This is a genomic window from Enterobacter sp. SCRI0065 (genome assembly GCF_059766475.1).
This window is the reverse complement of the sequence record NZ_JCBAJB010000002.1, coordinates 640,051-659,405: the sequence shown is the minus strand read 5'-3', so window position 1 is coordinate 659,405 and position 19,355 is coordinate 640,051. Positions and strand designations below refer to the sequence as shown.

At 51.1% G+C, this 19,355-nt stretch carries 21 protein-coding genes; 10 read left to right on the top strand and 11 right to left on the bottom strand.

Going from position 1 to position 19,355, the window contains the following annotated elements; all coding sequences use genetic code 11:
* Positions 1–271 precede the first annotated feature (271 nt).
* Entirely contained in the window at positions 272–352 is an 81-nt protein-coding gene (locus AC6EMZ_RS08980; RefSeq protein WP_498402312.1) for a hypothetical protein, read from the top strand.
* Positions 339–563 carry a DUF2594 family protein gene (locus AC6EMZ_RS08975; protein ID WP_498402091.1) on the top strand — a complete coding sequence of 75 codons (225 nt, stop codon included), beginning with the start codon at positions 339–341 and terminating at the stop codon, positions 561–563. Before AC6EMZ_RS08980 ends, AC6EMZ_RS08975 begins: the two co-directional genes overlap by 14 nt.
* 65 nt (positions 564–628) lie before the next feature.
* Here AC6EMZ_RS08975 and sdiA read toward each other — a convergent pair whose 3' ends face one another.
* From sdiA to AC6EMZ_RS08935, 8 genes are all read right to left on the bottom strand, one after another.
* Positions 629–1,351, bottom strand: a complete 723-nt coding sequence (sdiA, locus tag AC6EMZ_RS08970; protein WP_498402311.1) for a quorum-sensing transcriptional regulator SdiA — start codon at positions 1,349–1,351, stop codon at positions 629–631.
* Positions 1,352–1,573: 222 nt separating this feature from the next.
* On the bottom strand, positions 1,574–2,326 hold the full coding sequence (tcyN, locus tag AC6EMZ_RS08965; protein ID WP_498402090.1) for an L-cystine ABC transporter ATP-binding protein TcyN: 753 nt from the start codon (positions 2,324–2,326) through the stop codon (positions 1,574–1,576).
* On the bottom strand, positions 2,323–2,991 hold the full coding sequence (gene tcyL / locus AC6EMZ_RS08960; protein WP_498402089.1) for a cystine ABC transporter permease: 669 nt from the start codon (positions 2,989–2,991) through the stop codon (positions 2,323–2,325). Before tcyL ends, tcyN begins: the two co-directional genes overlap by 4 nt.
* A gap of 18 nt (positions 2,992–3,009) precedes the next feature.
* Positions 3,010–3,996 (bottom strand): D-cysteine desulfhydrase, encoded by a 987-nt coding sequence (gene dcyD, locus AC6EMZ_RS08955; RefSeq protein WP_498402088.1) that lies wholly within the window; start codon positions 3,994–3,996, stop codon positions 3,010–3,012.
* 107 nt (positions 3,997–4,103) lie between these two features.
* Positions 4,104–4,904: a cystine ABC transporter substrate-binding protein gene (tcyJ, locus tag AC6EMZ_RS08950; RefSeq protein ID WP_498402087.1), complete on the bottom strand. Its 801-nt coding sequence runs from the start codon at positions 4,902–4,904 to the stop codon at positions 4,104–4,106.
* Positions 4,905–4,989: 85 nt separating this feature from the next.
* Positions 4,990–5,541 carry a flagella biosynthesis regulatory protein FliZ gene (fliZ, locus tag AC6EMZ_RS08945; protein WP_498402086.1) on the bottom strand — a complete coding sequence of 184 codons (552 nt, stop codon included), beginning with the start codon at positions 5,539–5,541 and terminating at the stop codon, positions 4,990–4,992.
* Between the two features lie 54 nt (positions 5,542–5,595).
* On the bottom strand, positions 5,596–6,315 hold the full coding sequence (locus AC6EMZ_RS08940) for an RNA polymerase sigma factor FliA (protein WP_498402085.1): 720 nt from the start codon (positions 6,313–6,315) through the stop codon (positions 5,596–5,598).
* Positions 6,316–6,472: 157 nt separating this feature from the next.
* Positions 6,473–7,678, bottom strand: coding sequence for a FliC/FljB family flagellin (locus AC6EMZ_RS08935; RefSeq protein WP_498402084.1), 1,206 nt, complete (start codon positions 7,676–7,678; stop codon positions 6,473–6,475).
* A 268-nt stretch (positions 7,679–7,946) separates the two neighbouring features.
* Between AC6EMZ_RS08935 and fliD the strand changes: the two genes are divergently transcribed.
* From fliD to amyA, 4 genes are all read left to right on the top strand, one after another.
* Complete coding sequence (fliD, locus tag AC6EMZ_RS08930; protein ID WP_498402083.1) at positions 7,947–9,359, top strand: flagellar filament capping protein FliD; 1,413 nt, start codon at positions 7,947–7,949, stop codon at positions 9,357–9,359.
* 20 nt (positions 9,360–9,379) lie between these two features.
* Complete coding sequence (gene fliS, locus AC6EMZ_RS08925) at positions 9,380–9,790, top strand: flagellar export chaperone FliS (RefSeq protein ID WP_498402082.1); 411 nt, start codon at positions 9,380–9,382, stop codon at positions 9,788–9,790.
* Positions 9,790–10,158 (top strand): flagella biosynthesis regulatory protein FliT, encoded by a 369-nt coding sequence (gene fliT / locus AC6EMZ_RS08920; protein WP_498402081.1) that lies wholly within the window; start codon positions 9,790–9,792, stop codon positions 10,156–10,158. The genes fliS and fliT overlap by 1 nt, the downstream gene beginning before the upstream one ends.
* A 96-nt stretch (positions 10,159–10,254) precedes the next feature.
* Positions 10,255–11,742, top strand: a complete 1,488-nt coding sequence (gene amyA, locus AC6EMZ_RS08915) for an alpha-amylase (protein ID WP_498402080.1) — start codon at positions 10,255–10,257, stop codon at positions 11,740–11,742.
* Between the two features lie 47 nt (positions 11,743–11,789).
* Here the strand turns inward: amyA and yedD are convergent, their stop codons facing one another.
* The 3 genes from yedD to fliE all read right to left on the bottom strand — a co-directional run bounded on the left by yedD (position 11,790) and on the right by fliE (position 14,384).
* Entirely contained in the window at positions 11,790–12,203 is a 414-nt protein-coding gene (gene yedD, locus AC6EMZ_RS08910) for a lipoprotein YedD (RefSeq protein ID WP_498402079.1), read from the bottom strand.
* Positions 12,204–12,775: 572 nt separating this feature from the next.
* Positions 12,776–13,882 carry an acyltransferase family protein gene (locus AC6EMZ_RS08905; protein WP_498402078.1) on the bottom strand — a complete coding sequence of 369 codons (1,107 nt, stop codon included), beginning with the start codon at positions 13,880–13,882 and terminating at the stop codon, positions 12,776–12,778.
* Positions 13,883–14,069: 187 nt separating this feature from the next.
* Entirely contained in the window at positions 14,070–14,384 is a 315-nt protein-coding gene (gene fliE / locus AC6EMZ_RS08900) for a flagellar hook-basal body complex protein FliE (RefSeq protein ID WP_498402077.1), read from the bottom strand.
* 228 nt (positions 14,385–14,612) lie between these two features.
* Between fliE and fliF the strand changes: the two genes are divergently transcribed.
* The 4 genes from fliF to fliI are packed head-to-tail and all read left to right on the top strand — an operon-like array spanning position 14,613 to position 19,341.
* Positions 14,613–16,283 carry a flagellar basal-body MS-ring/collar protein FliF gene (gene fliF, locus AC6EMZ_RS08895; protein ID WP_498402076.1) on the top strand — a complete coding sequence of 557 codons (1,671 nt, stop codon included), beginning with the start codon at positions 14,613–14,615 and terminating at the stop codon, positions 16,281–16,283.
* On the top strand, positions 16,276–17,271 hold the full coding sequence (fliG, locus tag AC6EMZ_RS08890; protein ID WP_498402075.1) for a flagellar motor switch protein FliG: 996 nt from the start codon (positions 16,276–16,278) through the stop codon (positions 17,269–17,271). Before fliF ends, fliG begins: the two co-directional genes overlap by 8 nt.
* Positions 17,264–17,971: a flagellar assembly protein FliH gene (fliH, locus tag AC6EMZ_RS08885; RefSeq protein ID WP_498402310.1), complete on the top strand. Its 708-nt coding sequence runs from the start codon at positions 17,264–17,266 to the stop codon at positions 17,969–17,971. Before fliG ends, fliH begins: the two co-directional genes overlap by 8 nt.
* Positions 17,971–19,341, top strand: coding sequence for a flagellar protein export ATPase FliI (gene fliI, locus AC6EMZ_RS08880; RefSeq protein ID WP_498402074.1), 1,371 nt, complete (start codon positions 17,971–17,973; stop codon positions 19,339–19,341). Before fliH ends, fliI begins: the two co-directional genes overlap by 1 nt.
* Positions 19,342–19,355 lie beyond the last annotated feature (14 nt).

The following is a 19,355-nucleotide window of genomic DNA, read 5'->3' as shown; positions in this document are numbered from 1 at the left end:
CTGTACAGCAAGTGGAAAGAGAATGCGTCATTCAAAGGCGATTGCGCCTATTTTTAAGCACCTGTATTCAAAAAGTTACGAAAAACCCAATGCAGACGCTTAAAAAAGAGAAGCTTATTTTTTTGTAACAATAATTAACGATCACGCCACTATCCATAAACAATTAACCGATGCTTAGTCTTTATTGATACTACGCTTAATGCTTGTTTAACCAAATAAACAAAACAGAGAAAAGTACAAAAATTAACCACTGCTTTTTTTGCGCTGGCTTGTGGTATACTCCGCCGCCTTAACTTTCATCGTCGCGCCAGAGCGCAGTTTTGTAATGAGGAAAATAAATGAGCACACCTGAATTCGCCACCGCGGAAAATAACCAAGAACTGGCGCAGGAAGTATCCTGCCTGAAATCGCTGCTGACCCTGATGCTTCAGGCGATGGGCCAGGCCGACGCGGGGCGTGTGATCATTAAGATGGAAAGACAAATCGCGCAGATGGAAGATCAAGCTCAGGCTGACGTATTCTCCAGCACCGTTAAGCAAATTAAACAGGCATATCGTCAGTAAAAAAAAACGGCTGAACGCATCGCATTCAGCCGTTTTCGTGTCTGGCACGCAGAACGGTATTTATCTCAGATGAAACCTGTCGCGGCTGCATAGCACGCTATTTGCGTCTTATTAGGCGCATTAAATTTCTTCTGCATATTCTTTTGATGGAAGTTAACGGTATTCTCGGAGATCGAAAGAATAATCGCGATTTCCGCGGATGTTTTTCCTTCCGCCGTCCACTTCAGAATTTCCTTCTCACGTTTGCTGAATTTCATTTCTGGTGGCATCACCATCTCATGTTCAAATCGCAGCAATGCGGTTAATGCCATTTGCACTAACATTTGCAAACGCAGTTCTATTTCTTCGCTATTCATCATTTTACCAAACTGACTGGTGCGAGAAACCGAAAGAAACCCTAACGCGTGATTAGGCAACATCAGGCACTGTGTTATTCCCTTACGCAACCCATGGTCGCGAGCACTATCCCATAATTCCTGCGCATCCGCGAATAACTCATCGGTCCATGGAAGATGACCATGAATGAAATTCTCGCGCTTCAATACCGGATCGATGGAGAAATAATTCTCAGATTGATATTGTGCCATCCACTCAGCTGGATAAGTTGAATGAACTGACACCTTAGGACGCGTGAATGGCACTGGATGACGAACGCAAAGCGCGAAGTAATCGAATTCCAGAACCTGCGTTTGTTGCTGGAGTTCCTGGTATACCTCGTCGGCTGTTTCCATTTGCTGGAACCGATGAAAGCACTCCCGCCGCCATGTGAAAAAGTCTGTATCCCTCATACTTACTAAATGAAGCCCCTGATAAAAACAATCATAATTATGGTGAATATAACGTAACACATAAATCTTTTTTATAAGTGTAAAATATCGGCTGAATTCCGAATAACTTTAGTTTTTATAAGGTTTAATCATAAATATCGGAATAAAAATTCAATACAAACCCGCCATGCGGCGAATAATTTGCTCCAGAAAAATATTCCAGAGCAAAATAGTGCGATTGTGCTATTGAGTCAGAAACTTATCGAGGAACTGACGCGTGCGCGGATGTTGCGGATTGGTGAATAATTCTTTTGCTGGGCCCTGCTCAACGATGCGTCCCTGATCCATAAATATCGCCCGGTCGGCTACATCGCGAGCAAAACTCATTTCATGGGTGACGATCACCAGCGTCCGCTTTTCCTGCGCCAACTGGCGGATCGTATTCAGTACCTCCCCCACCAGCTCAGGATCCAATGCTGACGTAGGCTCGTCGAAAAGAATCACGTCCGGGCGCATCGCCAAAGCACGAGCAATTGCGACGCGCTGCTGCTGCCCGCCCGAGAGACGCCGAGGATAGCTGGTCTCTTTGCCGGAAAGCCCGACTTTCGCCAGCAGTTCTCTGGCTCGCACGATCGCCTCTTCTTTCGGCTCACCTTTAACGATGACCGGACCTTCAATAATATTTTCCATCACCGTGCGGTGTGGGAACAGATTGAAGCTTTGGAAGACAAACCCAACGTGCTGACGCAGACGGCGAATTGGCCCTTTCTGCTGGCTGAGCGATTTGCCAGTATCAATCGTAATATCACCCACACGAATGGTTCCACCCTCAGGATGCTCCAGCAGATTAATGCTGCGCAGCAGCGTGGTTTTGCCCGACCCGCTCGGGCCGATAATCGCCACCACTTCACCCTGCTGCACCTCAAGATCAATGCCGTGCAGAACCGTTTGTCCGTGGAATTTCTTCACCAGGTTCTTGACGTCGATTGCACTCATTTCGGATCTCGCTCCTGACGGTTAAGCTGGTTTTCAAAATAGTTTTGCAGCGTGGACAGCACGGTCGCCATGACCCAGTAAATCAGCGAGGCCGCCAGATACATGGTAAAGACCTCCAGAGTACGGGAAGTGATGAGCTGCGCCTGGCGAAACAGTTCCGGCACCTGAATGGTTGCGGCCAGCGACGTGTCTTTCACCAGACTAATAAAACTGTTGCTCAGCGGTGGCAGTGCCACACGCGCCGCCTGCGGCAGGATCGCACGACGCAAGGTTTGCCACGGCGTCATCCCAATGCTGGCTGCGGCTTCCCATTGGCCTTTATCAATAGAGGAGATAGCCGCACGTAGAGTTTCTGAGGCGTAGGCTGCTGTATTCAGCGATAAACCAATCATCGCAGCCGGAATCGGATCCAGTTCAATGCCAAACTGCGGCAGACCGTAATAAATCATAAAGAGCTGGGCGATAAGCGGTGTACCGCGAAAGATAGAAATATAGCAACGCGCCAGCCAGCGCACCGGCCAAATAGGCGACATACGCATCAGCGCCAGTACAAAACCCAGCACCAGCCCAAAGAACATGCCTCCCAGGCTCAGCTGTAGCGTAAACACCGCGCCCTTGAGCAGATACGGCAGCGAATCAAGAACCAACTGGATACTTTCTTGCATTATTTGTAGACCTGCAATTTAGACGTGGGGATGATAGGCAAACAGCGCGGGTGCTCCGCCAGTATGCACAAACAGTATCGGGCCTTCATCCTTAAAGCGTTTCTGGGTAATGCCATCTATAAGCCCTGCCATGGCCTTACCGGTATAGACCGGGTCGAGCAAGATACCTTCCAGTCGGGCCAGCAGTTTGACGGCCTCCTGCCCTTCTTCATTCGGCGTGCCGTAGCCTGGAGCAAAGTAGTCATCCCACAGCACAATATCTGCTTTCGCCTGCACCTCAAGCTGCTGCGCGACGGCCTGTTGCAGCGTAACCACTTTCGGTTTTTGATCCGCTACGCTGCGCGAAACGGTAACGCCAATCAGCTCGACATCCGGCATCAGTTGCTCAAGCCCGACCGCAAGCCCGGCATGCGTACCCGCGCTGCCCGATGCCACCACCACCGAAGACAAGCTCACCGCGCCTTCGCATTGCTGAGCGATTTCCAGCGCGCTTTCAACATAACCGAGCGCACCCAGAGCATTAGAACCGCCGACGGGAATAACGTAAGGACGAAAACCCTGCGCTTCCACGCGCGTAGCCAGTTCTTCGAGCTGCGCCGCCGGGTCGATCAGGGCATCGCACATCTCAATCTGCACGTTAAACAGATCCAGCAGCAGGCGGTTACCGTTTGAGAGATAGTTTTCGGCACGCGTGCCAATCGGGTTTTCCAGCAGTGCCACGCAGTTCAGCCCCAGCTTTGCCGCCACCGCTGCGGTTTGGCGCACATGGTTAGACTGAATCGCCCCGGCGGTAATCAGGGTATCGGCACCTTCACGCAGTGCGTCGGCGGCCAGGAACTCCAGCTTACGCAGTTTGTTGCCCCCCATCGCCATTGGGGTTACGTCATCGCGCTTAATCAAAATCTCGCGCCCTAAATAGTCAGAAAGACGTGGCAGATACTCCAGCGGGGTCGGCGAGCCGATGAATTCGAGACGGGGAAAACGCGTTAAATTCTGCAATGACATGGAACCTCCGGTAACTCTGTTTTTTGTTTGATGTTTTTATTATGCACGTTGATGCGCCGGAAATAAAAAAGGCGCTTTTAAAAGCGCCTTTTTTTGTCATTCAAGACTTACTTCGTCACATCTGCCCCGAACCACTTCTCGGAGAGCGCTTTCAGAGTACCGTCTTTCTGCATATCGGCAATCGCACCGTCGATAGCTTTCACCAGATCCTGATTGTCTTTACGAATGGCAACACCGGCTTCCTGACGGGAGAAGGCATCACCTGCAACGGCCAGCGTATCTTTGGTCTTTTTCACCAGGTCCAGCGCGGCCAGACGATCGACCAGGATCGCATCGATACGGCCAACGCGCAGATCCTGATATTTAGTCGGGTCATCATCATAGGTGCGGATATCCACGCCTTGTACGTTCTGACGCAGCCACTCTTCATAGTTGGTGCCCAGACCGACGCCAACCTTTTTACCTTTCAGATCCGCCGCCGAGGCGATGGTGCCCTCGTTACCTTTTTTCACCAGTGCCTGAATACCTGACACGGTGTACGGCGTAGAGAAATCATATTTCTTCTTACGTTCGTCAGAAATGGTCACCTGGTTAATTACCACGTCGATACGTTTGGAGTCTAGCGACGCCAGCATACCATCCCATTTTGTCGGCTTCAGCGAGGCCTTAACGCCTAAATGCTTCGCCAGTTCTTCGGCAAACTCCACTTCAAAACCGGTCAATTTTCCATCATCGCCCTGGAAGCTGAATGGAGGGTAAGTGCCTTCCAGTCCAACCAACAGCGTGCCGCGCTCTTTAACTTTATTCAGCAAATTTTCCGCAGCGAAGGTTTTCACGCTCATCCCTGCGACCAGCGCTACTGCCATGACGCCCATCAGCGCCTGACGACCCAGAAGTGCTAATTTCATAGTTACCCCGATATAGTGGTTTTTTGAGTAGTGTAGGGCTTTCGTTTATTACGTCAAACACGAGTACGCTACATCTTATTCAATTTTAATATATATCAGAAGTTGTCTCTGCGTAGACTTTCTGCTTCATTGATGCGGGCATTTGCGCTTTATATTGCGCGTACTTACGCAGTGCGATGCGGTAGTTATTGGTGCTGGTAGCGGGTAACCACGGTTCCAGATTTTCATCCAGATAACCCGTTTTCAGCAGATCGCGGGAGATGTCCAACTGGGTGAGATGTTGACCTAAACGACGCAAACGTACGACATATTCGCGTACCGTGCCGTGGCTCATCTCTGTTTGTTCAAACAGGTATTGTTTAAAGCCGATGATGTCAAAAAAGTCGCTCTGCTCTTTGCAATGCAGATCGCCACAAAAACGACACAAGGCAACCCACTCCTGCTGCTCTTCCTGCCACGCCGATTCATCCATCAGGGTGTCGAGACGAGAGATCGCAATCTTATTTACGATTTCGCCGCGACGAACCAGCGTGATACGGTCAAGAAGCTTATTGCAATGGGCGCAATGCGTCTGGCTGTGTTTAAAGTCTTTTAGATAGCGGCTTAAAGGCCGTCTTTTAGATTGCTGCACCGTCATGATAACTCCTGGTTGTCAATACGTTGTGCGGCACTTTTCGGGCGAATAAATCACCTATAACTTACCCAGCTTGGTACGTAAGCGTTTAATGGCCTGGCTGTGCAGCTGGCTCACCCGCGACTCTCCTACTTCCAGTACCGCGCCGATCTCTTTGAGATTCAGCTCTTCCTGGTAATAAAGCGTCAACACCAATTGCTCACGTTCCGGTAACGCTTCAATAGCGTCCATTACGCGTTGGCGTAAATTACCTTCCAGTAACTGGTGTAACGGGTTTTCTTGCTGATTTTCATCAGTCACCAGCTCAATACTATCGCCATGCTCTTCACGCCACTCATCATACGAGAAGAGTTGGCTGTTATTGGTATCGAGCAACATCTGACGATAATCTTCAACAGCGATACCCAGACGCTCTGCGACTTCGGTTTCCGTCGCGTTACGTCCAAGCTCCTGTTCCAGCTGTCCCATCGCATGCGCCACTTCGCGTGCGTTACGGCGAACACTGCGCGGCACCCAGTCGCGGCTGCGCAGCTCGTCCAGCATCGCACCACGAATACGCTGTACTGCGTAAGTCGTAAATGCCGTTCCTTGCAGAGCGTCGTATCGGTCAACTGCATTCAATAACCCGATACCGCCCGCCTGTAGCAGATCGTCCAGTTCCACACTCGCCGGCAGTCGCACCTGGAGGCGCAATGCTTCGTGACGCACCAGCGGGACATAACGCTGCCACAGCGAGTGTTTATCCATTACACCATCAGCGGTATAGAGTGAATTCACGATAAACAGCCCTGCGTTAATTGAGTTATCGGCATGATTATCCGATTCTGGAGGGGTTTCAATTGGATGAATAGTGGGTGAAATAAGGGGTTATTTGGGGGGTTATGATAAAAAAGGGAATAAAAAAACCCCGCCGAAGCGGGGTTTTAGTTTGGGCTTACTGCAGCAGAGACAGAACCTGCTGAGGAACCTGGTTAGCTTTCGCCAACACTGAGTTACCTGCCTGCTGGATGATCTGCGCTTTAGACATATTTGACACTTCGGTCGCATAGTCGGCGTCCTGAATACGGGACTGCGCTTCTGACAGGTTAGTAGTGGTGTTGTTCAGGTTGGTTACCGCAGAGCTCAGACGGTTCTGAACTGCACCCAGAGAAGAACGGAATTGGTCTACAGATGCGATAGCTTCGTCCAGCTTAGCCAACGGATTAGAAGATGAACCAGTAGTCAGGTTTTTCAGGCTAAGACTTGAAGTATCAATGGTAAAGGCAGCAGTATCTCCGCCTGCAGCGGTTACTGCTGCTTGAGGATCAAGAGCAATGAAATAATCTTTAGGTTTTGTTGCTTCACTTTCAAAACCATTTGCTTTCAAATTGTTTACTTCAGCAGCATCTGCTGGAGTAATGGTGACTTTTGCAAACAAGTTACCATTGTCATCTTTGTAGACTTCATCGCCTTTTAACACGACGCTCGCAGTTGCAACACCAAGACGTGTAGCTAAATCAGTTGGGGATTTTTCAACTACTGTTGCTTTATCAACGCTAGTGGTAGTGCCGTAATAAGCGGTGAAATCGGCGTTTGCTACGGTACCTAAGGTACCATCTTTGTCTTTAGGACCGTTTACGTTGAAGCTGTCCAGACCCAGAGTTTTAGAGTCGATTTTTTTCAGGTCGATGTCGATGGTTTCGCCATCGTTCGCGCCAACCTGGATAGACATTTTGCCGTCTTTAGCCAGTACGTTCACGCCGTTGAACTGAGTCTGACCGGATACGCGGTCGATTTCAGACAGACGGGATTTGATTTCGTCCTGGATTGAAGACAGGTCAGAACTGGAGTTAGTACCAGTAGAAGCCTGAACGGTCAGTTCACGTACACGCTGCAAGTTGTTGTTGATTTCAGACAGTGCGCCTTCAGTAGTCTGTGCAACAGAGATACCGTCGTTTGCGTTACGTGCAGCCTGAGTCAGACCTTTGATGTTAGAAGTGAAGCGGTTGGCAATTGCCTGGCCCGCTGCGTCATCTTTAGCGCTGTTGATGCGCAGACCAGAAGACAGACGCTCGATAGAAGTAGACAGAGCAGACTGGTTCTTGTTGATGTTGTTCTGAGTGATCAGCGAGAGGCTGTTGGTATTAATGACTTGTGCCATGATTTCATTTCCTGTTGTTCATCAAATCTGTGGATTAGATTTGGGTTTCCACCCTTCGGCTTCATCGCCGTCAAAGTTGTTATCGTCTGGTCTAAAACAACCTTTAGAATTATTTTCAGGATCGCGATAATTTTTTTAACCACAGAAATACTCCTCTCTATACGGCTTTTTCCCGCCATTAAAAAAAATCAATTAATCGTAAACTTTGCCTTATTCGGGCCGATAACCAGTCTATTCGTTCTACGTGTCGTCAAATTAAGGAATAAATATGGCAAGTATTTCAACGCTGGGAATCGGGTCGGGCCTGAAATTAGGGGATATGTTGGCTGACCTTGAGACCGCTGAAAAAGCACGGCTCGCGCCGATTTCCAAGCAGCAGACATCCTATACCGCCAAGCTGAGCGCTTACGGCACGTTGAAGAATTCTCTGGAGGCTTTCCAGACCGCCAACACGGCGCTGAACAAAGCCGACCTGTTCAGTTCGACCACGACCACCAGCAGCAGCAGCGCGTTTAGCGCCACCACGACCGGCGGTGCGATTGCGGGTAAATACACCATCAGCGTGTCGCAGCTGGCGCAGGCGCAAACCCTGACCACGCGTAATACGCAGCCTGACAATAAAACGGCTATCGCCAGTGCTGACAGCAAAATAACCATCCAACAAGGTGGCGACAAAAAACCGGTTACCATCGATATTAGCGCTGCGAATTCGTCATTAACGGGCATTCGCGATGCGATCAATAAAGCGGATGCCGGCGTGAGCGCCAGCGTGATTAACGTCGGTAACGGCGAATATCGTCTGTCTATTACCTCGACCGAAACGGGTAGCGACAACGCCATGACGCTGACGGTTAGCGGCGATGCGGCTCTGCAAAGCTTTATGGGTTACAACGGTACCAGCACCGACGCTGGCAACGGCATGCTCGAAAGCGTCACGGCGCAAAACGCCCTGCTGAAGGTCAACAACGTTGATATCGAGAACAGCAGCAACACCATCAGTGATGCGCTCGAAGATATCACCCTGAACCTGAATGATACGACGTCCGGCAACCAGACCCTGACAATCACTAAAGATACGTCGAAATCTGAAACCGCCATTAAAGCCTGGGTCGATGCATACAACACGCTGCAGGATAGTTTTGCTTCATTGACCAAGTACACCAAGGTCGATGCAGGAACTGATGCACAGGACACCAGCAACGGTGCGCTGATCGGTGATAGCACGCTGCGTACTATTCAGACACAGTTAAAAAGCATGCTTAGCAGCACGACCAGCACCTCAAGCTACAAAACGCTGGCACAGATCGGTATTACCAGCAATCCCACCACCGGCAAGCTTGAGCTGGATAACACCAAACTGAAAGCAGGCCTGGCTAAAGATTCTGCGGGTATTAAAGAGCTGATTGTGGGTGACGGTACCAAAACCGGCATCACTACCACGATGAGCAGCAATTTGACCGACTGGCTCTCAAGCAAAGGCATTATTCAGGCAGCGAAAGACGGTGTGAGCAAAACGCTGAATAATCTGACTGAAGATTACAACAACACCAGCACGCGTATTGATGCCTTAGTCGCGCAGTATAAAGCGCAGTTCACCAAGCTGGACGTCATGATGAGCAAGTTAAACACCACCAGCGACTACCTCACGCAGCAGTTCACGACGACAACCAGCAAAAACTAATACGACCTGAGGGGAATAACATGTACGGCGCAAAAGGCACGCAGGCCTACGCAAAAATTGAGGTTGAAAGCGCGGTGATGAGCGCCAGCCAGCATCAGCTGGTTATCATGCTATTTGATGGAGCCCTCAGCGCGCTAGTGCGCGCACGGTTGTTCCTGGACGACGGCAATATTCCAGCAAAAGGGCTGGCACTTTCTAAAGCCATCAACATTATTGAAAATGGTCTGAAGATTGGGCTGGAAGAAAAGAGTAGCGATGAGTTAACGCAAAACTTAATCGCCCTCTATGCCTACATGGTAAAACGCCTCGTCCATGCCAATTTGCACAATGATTCAAGCGCCATTGAAGAAGTTGAAAATCTTCTTCGCAACATTGCAGAGGGATGGAAGGAAGCTTCCGGCTCGCCAAATCTTATTCAGGACGCTGTCTAATGAATAATGCACCGCAACTCTATACCCTCTACCAGCAATTACTTGAACAAAGTAAGTTGATGCTGCGACTCGCCAGCCAGGGACTGTGGGACGAATTGATCGCCTGCGAAACGGATTATGTCAACGCGGTGCATGCGCTGTCTCGAATCACGCAGGAATTTGAACCTTCCTCGCAAATGCAGGAGCAGCTTAGACCTACGCTGCGCGTGATCCTCGAAAACGAAAAACAGGTTAAAGATCTGCTGCAAAACCGAATGGATGAACTGGCGAAACTCGTTGGGCAGTCATCAATTCAAAAGTCCGTGATGTCCGCCTACAGCAATCAGGGCGGCCACGTCCTGGTCCCACAACACAATCTCGATCAGTAATCATACCTGACGTACGAATTTAACTTACTTCGTACGCCAGGCATTTCTGCGCTTCGTATTCCATACTAGAGGTTCGCAACCTCATGGAGACGGTGCATGCGCAATCCAACCTTACTGCAGTGCTTTCACTGGTATTACCCCACTGGCGGTGAATTATGGCGAGAAGTGACCGCGCTGGCCCCCAATCTCAACGAAATCGGTATTAACATGATCTGGCTCCCGCCCGTCTACAAAGGCGCATCGGGTGGCTATTCGGTGGGTTATGACTCGTACGATCTGTTCGATCTTGGCGAATTTGATCAAAAAGGTTCGGTTGCCACCAAATACGGTGACAAAGCTCAGCTAATGGAAGCGATCGATGCGCTAAAAAGCAACGAGATTGCCGTGTTGCTCGACGTGGTGGTCAACCACAAAATGGGTGCGGACGAAAAAGAGTCGATTCGCGTGCAGCGCGTTAACGAGCAGGACCGTACGCAGATCGACGATGACGTCATCGACTGCGAAGCCTGGACGCGCTACACCTTCCCGGTTCGCGCGGGGCAATACTCCAAATTCATCTGGGATTACAAATGCTTTAGCGGTGTCGATCATATTGAAAATCCCAACGAAGACAGTATTTTCAAAATCGTCAACGACTACACCGGCGAAGGCTGGAACGACCAGGTCGATGATGAGATGGGCAACTTCGACTATCTGATGGGCGAAAACATCGATTTTCGCAATCACGCGGTCACTGAAGAGATCAAATACTGGGCACGCTGGGTGATGGAACAAACCCACTGCGATGGTTTTCGACTTGATGCGGTCAAGCATATTCCGGCATGGTTCTATAAAGAGTGGATCGAGCACGTGCAGGAAGTGGCACCTCAGCCGCTGTTTATCGTCGCGGAATACTGGTCTCACGAAGTCGACAAATTACAGCAGTACATTGAACAGGTTGAAGGCAAAACCATGCTGTTCGATGCGCCGCTGCAGATGAAATTCCACGATGCCTCACGCCAGGGCCGTGATTATGACATGACGCAGATCTTTACCGGCACGCTGGTAGAAGCCGACCCGTTCCATGCGGTTACATTGGTTGCCAACCACGATACCCAGCCGCTACAGGCGCTGGAAGCGCCGGTTGAAGCCTGGTTCAAACCGCTGGCCTACGCGCTTATCTTGCTGCGCGAAAACGGGGTTCCAAGCGTGTTTTACCCGGATCTGTTTGGGGCAAGTTATGACGATACCGGCGGCGATGGTGAAACCTATCATATCGATATGCCGGTCATTGAGCAGTTGCACGAGCTGATTCTGGCGCGCCAGCGTTTTGCCCACGGCGTACAGACGCTCTATTTTGATCACCCAAACTGTATCGCGTTCAGCCGCAGTGGTACCGACGACGCGCCGGGCTGCGTGGTGGTGCTGTCCAACGGCGATGAGGGCGAAAAAGTTATCCCACTCGGGGAAAACTACGGCGATAAGACCTGGCGTGATTTTCTGGGTAATCGAGAGGAGACCGTCACGACCGCAGCCGATGGTGAAGGCACGTTTACCTGTAACGGTGGCAGCGTGAGCATTTGGGTCATGGAGGATGTGTTGTAGCAGATTGAATAGCCGGGCAAGATTTGCGTTTTGCCCGGCAAATGCGCTTAAGGCAGTGTGCTCTCAAGCGGATTTTTCGTCAGATAATTTGCGCATTCCACCGTTGGACGGTCGACGCGCTGTAGCTCCATCCCGTCGTATTCCAGCGTACTGCCTTCACGTTCGAGCTGATAGATATCGAGCTTGCTCGTGACGTTATAAAAATTGTCCGAGCGCAGCATAATCTTACCCGGCACCGCCACAACGCTTTTCCACTGACGACAATCCAGCGTATCGCCCTCTTGCGTCACCACAAGCGTAGCAATCGCTTCCGGGCTGACCATCTTGCTTTGCGGCCCTTTCGACTGCCAGTAACCCGCCAGATGAGCAGGGACAGGATGCTTAATCACGTCCTGATAATTATCGACCTGCACACAACCGGTTAACGCCAGCAACGCGCCAACCATCACTATTTTTTTCATCAGATTTCCCGCATGTGAAGAAAAAAAGATTGTGGCATTAAAGCGTTAAAGCCGCCAGCGTAAGATGGCTATGTAAAAATAGTACTGACTAAAAAACCAAGGCAGCGCTAAGTAAACATCAAAAATTGATGATTTGCGCAATGAACTCTCTCTACATTTTCAGGATATACGATCCGGGGACATCATGGACACTTGTTCAGGGACATAGTAGACACTTGCCACTCAGGCATAAGAATCCGTTGATGAAGTCGCTCATGGCCGTTGGGTACGCTATGATTAAGCGTTGGTTAGAAGACCGGATGACAATGAACAACGGTGCACCCAGGGGAACGGCAGTGGAGGCATAAACATGGGGGTGACCGACCTGAAGAAAAAGTCGATCACTATGGGTAAAGGATGTTAAAAAGCTTTCATCATGACCCCGGACCGTAAATCATTTCGGAAACGCTTTTATAACTCAACTGGATCATGGTGTAGCCGTAAGTCATTTATTCTATTCAATGCAGTAATTTCAAATATTTCCAATTTGCGAGTTACCAGGGCTCCGCAGCACTAGAGTAAGAATAAAATAATTATGCAGTTGTAGTACGATGGATTTTTTCATCTGTGACACTTCTTTTTTCGATCACGGTAATATTTTTGGCCAAGTGAATTACTGGCATTTCAATTAGTCGGAATATCGCATAAGAAACAAGCATAACAAAGGGTGCAAAAACAAATAAACAGAAAGCTAACCTTGCGTCTTTTGTAATATTACCTAACAACGGAAATATATATCTACTAGTAATAATAAATAGGATTCCATGTAGTAGGTACAGTGGGTATGAAATATCGCCAAGAAATTTGAGGCACTTCTCAACGATATTTTTCTCATCCGTTTTGAGATTAAAAATGAAGTATGACAATGCGAAAATTACCGCTGTAAACGCAATTCGCTTCCATCCAGTGATGATAGTAATCTGGTTTCCCTCTGCGGGTAGTATACAAAACACGGCCGCGCAAAAGAGCACCATCAATCCTGTCACTTTGTTTGATAACACTATTTTGTAACTCATAGAGAGATAAGCGATCGCAATTCCGCCAGAGAATAGCAGCGCCTGATTTAAAGGGTTAATATATTTAGCCCACTCTGAACCTACATCTGAAGATGAATTAATAGCAATAAAACAAAAGTATATATAGAAATAAAATAGCAAAACATTTGCTATTGCAAAGGCAAACTTATTCCTGATAGCCAACATTAGGAATGGGAAAAATAGGTAAAAAACAACTTCGTTACCAATCGACCATCCCCCTGTTACCATATATTTTGTTGGTTCGAAGATACCAAATGACAGAGTGAAATTGTAGAGATAAACAGGCCAGTCAATGCGAAGTACCGGTGCAGTGATAACGGCAAGACCTATTACAAGGGCCATTGCAATCCAGTAGACAGGAGCCAACCTGGCGAAACGCCTAACAAAAAATGAAACTGTTGAATTTAAGGTCCACGCGGTATTTTTATATGATATATACATAGACATCCCGCTCACGATATAAAATATAGATACTCCATAAATCCCTAACTTTCCCAGAATCGTATCAGACTGTGGGACGCCAATAGTCCAGGCTGTCAGATGGTACAAAAGAATAGAGAGGGCCATAAGCCCTCTCAGATAGTCAATGCTATGAATTCTCATTCTCTTTTAATAATCCATTAAGATGCTTCTGATTTTGTTATTCTACAAATAATGATAAGAGAGTTCCACGTATAATCCCTGATCAGCTGCATTTTGGGTCTTTCATTGACCTGCATAAAGGCAAGTTAAACCTTCGGCCTTACATTCAGCCTTTCAGGAAAATTAAATATTTTCAATTAGTTAAAACTTAAACCTGCATGCCCATCACTTCTTGATAAGCCGACACCAGCTTATTACGAACCTGAATACCCATCTGCATAGAGATTGATGATTTTTGCAAATCGGTCATCACATCATTAAGCGCAACGCCGGGTTCGCCAAGGCTAAACTTTTCTGCCTGGGTGCGGGCAGCGGTCTGCGTATCGCTGATACGGTCGAGGGCGGCATGCAGTTGGCCTGCGAAGCTGATACCCGGCTGTACGTCAGCCACGCTCTGGTTGCGGGCCGTCATCGCCGTTGCCTGCAACTGACTGAGTACCCCTTCAATGCCTTGTATAGCCATGACTTTCCCCTGGATGGATTTTTATGCGGTCAAGACTAGCACCTTGTCAATAAGATAAAGGCGCTAAATAGCGTGAAAAAATCGGGTTATTTGAGCCATAGAAAATCCTGAATCATCAAATAATGACGGTGCCATCCATATGGAACTTTTGTCGTGTTTGCCGACCCGGGAGTCAGTTTTGTTTCTCTACACGAATAACGTTATTCACGAAGAGCCGCGAGGTGCGCTATGACTGCGACAGCATCGGCAGCACCGCAAAATAAATCGCTCGAGTGGATGAACCGCCTGCGCGCGAACCCTAAAATCCCATTGATCGTGGCAGGCGCTGCCGCCATTGCGATTCTTGTAGCGATGGTTCTGTGGGCAAAAAGCCCTGACTACCGCACGCTCTACAGTAACCTGACCGATCAGGACGGCGGGGCCATCGTTACCCAACTGACCCAGATGAATATCCCCTACCGTTTCTCTGATAACGGTGGCGCACTTGAAGTTCCTGCCGATAAAGTCCACGAACTCCGTTTACGCCTTGCCCAACAGGGGCTGCCGAAAGGCGGTGCCGTCGGGTTTGAACTGCTGGATCAGGAAAAATTCGGCATTAGCCAGTTCAGCGAGCAGGTTAACTACCAGCGCGCACTCGAAGGTGAACTTGCCCGCACAATTGAAACGCTGGGCCCGGTAAAAAGCGCTCGCGTCCATTTAGCGATGCCAAAACCAACTCTGTTTGTTCGTGAGCAAAAATCCCCCTCTGCCTCTGTCACCGTTAACCTCGAACCTGGCCGTGCTCTTGATGAAGGGCAAATCAGCGCGGTGACGCACTTGGTCTCTAGCGCCGTGGCCGGTTTACCGCCAGGCAACGTCACGCTGGTCGATCAGGGTGGCCATTTGCTTACCCAGTCGAATACCAGCAGCCGCGACCTGAACGACGCGCAGTTGAAATACGCCACCGACGTTGAAGGCCGCGTTCAGCGCCGCATCGAAGCCATCCTTGGCCCCATCGTCGGGAACGGTAACGTGCATGCGCAGGTTACCGCGCAGATCGACTTTGCGAATAAAGAACAGACCCAGGAGCAGTACAGCCCTAACGGTGATGCCTCACAGGCGGTGATGCGTTCACGCCAGATGAATACTACCGAGCAGATCGGCGGCCCGTATCCGGGCGGCGTACCGGGTGCGCTGTCCAACCAGCCTGCCCCGGCAAATAACGCCCCGATCTCCACGCCTCCGGCGAACCAGCAGAATGGTCAGCAACAGACCACGTCGACCGCAGCCAGTTCGGGACCACGAAACTCCAGCCGTAACGAAACCACTAACTACGAAGTCGACCGCACCATTCTCCACACCAAAATGAACGTGGGCGATGTGCAACGTCTGTCGGTTGCCGTAGTGGTGAACTATAAAATGCTGCCTGACGGCAAGCCGTTGGCGCTGACCACCGATCAGATGAAGCAAATCGAAGACCTGACGCGTGAAGCGATGGGCTACTCCGAGAAACGCGGCGATACGTTGAACGTTGTGAACTCTCCGTTCACCGTCACCGATCAGACGGGTGGCGAACTGCCGTTCTGGCAACAGCAGGCCTTCATCGACCAGATGCTGTCCGCCGGTCGCTGGCTGCTGGTTCTGATTGTCGCATGGTTGCTGTGGCGTAAAGGGATTCGTCCGCAGCTCAACCGTCGTGCAGAAGAAGCCAAAGCCGCGCAAGAACATATGAGCGCGCGTCAGGAAGTCGAAGAAGCGGTGGAAGTTCGCCTGAGCAAAGACGAGCAGACGCAGCAGCGTCGTGCTAACCAGCGTCTGGGTGCTGAGGTCATGAGCCAGCGTATTCGCGAAATGTCAGATAACGATCCGCGCGTTGTCGCGCTGGTCATTCGCCAGTGGATGAGTAACGAAGATGAGTAACCTTTCGGGTACGGATAAAAGCGTCATCCTGCTGATGACCATCGGTGAAGATCGTGCGGCAGAGGTGTTTAAACACCTCTCCCAGCGTGAAGTACAAGTGCTCAGTGCGGCGATGGCAAACGTCCGTCAGATTTCTAATAAACAGCTGACCGAAGTGCTGGCCGAGTTTGAGCAAGAAGCCGAGCAGTTTGCTGCGCTTAACGTCAACGCCAACGAATATCTGCGTTCGGTGCTGGTCAAAGCGCTCGGTGAAGAACGCGCGGCCAGTCTGCTGGAAGATATTCTGGAAACACGCGATACCGCCAGCGGCATCGAAACGCTCAACTTTATGGAGCCGCAGAGCGCCGCGGATCTTATCCGCGACGAGCATCCGCAGATCATCGCGACCATCCTGGTTCACCTCAAACGTGGCCAGGCCGCGGATATTCTGGCGCTGTTCGACGAGCGTCTGCGTCACGACGTGATGCTGCGTATCGCCACCTTCGGCGGTGTTCAGCCGGCAGCTCTGGCCGAATTGACTGAAGTGCTGAACAGCCTGCTCGACGGCCAGAACCTCAAGCGCAGCAAAATGGGCGGCGTGAGAACGGCAGCAGAAATTATCAACCTGATGAAAACGCAGCAGGAAGAAGCGGTTATCACCGCCGTGCGCGAATTCGACGGCGAGCTGGCACAGAAAATTATCGACGAGATGTTCCTGTTCGAAAACCTGGTCGAAGTCGACGATCGCAGCGTCCAGCGCCTGCTTCAGGAAGTGGATTCCGAATCCCTGCTTATCGCGCTCAAAGGCGCCGAGCAGCCGCTGCGCGAGAAGTTCCTGCGCAACATGTCTCAACGTGCGGCGGATATCCTGCGCGACGACCTTGCCAACCGTGGCCCGGTTCGTCTGTCTCAGGTGGAAAACGAACAGAAAGCGATCCTGCTTATCGTACGACGTCTGGCAGAAACCGGCGAGATGGTGATCGGCAGCGGAGACGATGCATATGTCTAATGAGCTGCCGTGGAAACGCTGGACTCCGGACGATCTGGCACCTCCCATGATGGAGTTTATGCCAGCGTTAGCCGAACCCAGCGAGGAAGGCAGTACTCCAGAGGTGCCGGAGCTCAGCGAAGAAGAGCAACGTGCGCAAATGCTGGCACAACTGCAAATGCAGGCGCACGAGCAGGGTTTTAATGCGGGCATGAGTGAAGGCCGGCAGAAAGGCCATGACCAGGGTTATCAGGAAGGCGTAAGTAAAGGTCTTGAACAGGGGATGGAGCAGGCGCGTCAGCAGCAAGCACCGATCCATGCCCGTATGCAGCAGTTGGTCAGCGAGTTTCAAAACACCCTCGACGCGCTGGACAGCGTCATCGCCTCGCGCCTGATGCAAATGGCGCTGGAGGCGGCACGTCAAGTCATTGGCCATACCCCAGCCGTGGATAATTCCTCGCTGATTAAACAGATTCAGGGTTTGCTACAGCAGGAGCCGCTGTTTAGCGGCAAGCCTCAGCTGCGCGTTCATCCTGACGATCTCCAGCGCGTTGAAGAGATGCTGGGCGCGACCCTTAGCCTGCACGGCTGGCGACTGCGTGGCGATCCGTCACTGCATCACGGCGGCTGTAAAGTGTCTGCCGATGAGGGCGATCTGGACGCCAGCGTCGCCACGCGCTGGCAGGAACTGTGCCGACTGGCCGCACCGGGAGTTGTCTGATGACCGCCCGTCTCACGCGCTGGCTTAACACACTCGATAACTTCGAAACGAAGATGTCACAGCTGCCCTCGGTTCGCCGCTATGGTCGTCTGACCCGCGCAACCGGGCTGGTACTGGAAGCGACCGGACTGCAATTGCCACTGGGCGCGACCTGCGTCATTGAAAGACAGACCGGCAACGAGACTCAGGAAGTTGAAAGCGAAGTGGTGGGTTTTAACGGTCAGCGTCTGTTCCTGATGCCACTCGAAGAAGTCGAAGGCATTTTGCCCGGCGCACGTGTTTACGCGAAAAACATTTCCGGCGACGGACTACAAAGCGGTAAGCAATTGCCACTGGGTCCAGCGCTGTTGGGCCGTGTGCTTGACGGCAGCGGCAAGCCGCTCGATGGCCTGCCCTCTCCCGATACCACCGAGACCGGTGCGCTGATCACTCAGCCGTTTAACCCGCTGCAACGTACCGCCATTGAACACGTACTGGATACCGGTGTGCGCCCTATTAACGCCCTGCTGACCGTCGGTCGTGGGCAGCGAATGGGCTTGTTCGCGGGTTCCGGCGTGGGTAAATCGGTCCTGCTCGGCATGATGGCGCGCTACACCCAGGCGGACGTCATTGTCGTGGGCCTGATTGGCGAGCGTGGCCGTGAAGTTAAAGATTTTATCGAGAATATCCTCGGCACCGAAGGTCGGGCACGTTCCGTCGTGATTGCTGCACCGGCGGACGTTTCGCCGCTGCTGCGTATGCAGGGTGCAGCTTACGCCACGCGTATCGCAGAAGATTTTCGCGATCGCGGCCAGCACGTGTTGCTGATTATGGATTCCCTGACGCGCTACGCGATGGCCCAGCGTGAAATCGCGCTGGCTATCGGTGAACCGCCGGCAACCAAAGGTTATCCGCCTTCGGTCTTTGCCAAACTGCCTGCGCTGGTTGAACGTGCGGGCAACGGTATTACCGGTGGTGGCTCAGTAACGGCATTTTATACGGTGCTAACCGAAGGCGACGATCAGCAGGATCCGATTGCCGACTCCGCGCGTGCAATCCTTGACGGTCACATCGTGCTGTCACGCCGACTGGCTGAAGCCGGACACTACCCGGCCATTGATATTGAAGCGTCGATCAGCCGCGCGATGACCTCGCTTATCACCGAGAAGCATTACGCCCGCGTGCGTAACTTCAAACAACTGCTTTCCAGCTTCCAGCGCAACCGCGACCTGGTGAGCGTCGGGGCGTATGCCAAAGGCAGCGATCCGATGCTCGACAAGGCCATTACGCTCTGGCCGCAGCTGGAGGCCTTTTTGCAACAAGGCATATTTGAACGCGCCGACTGGGAAGATTCTCTTCAGGCTTTAGAGCTGATTTTCCCGCAGGCGTAATACAGGTGGAGGGC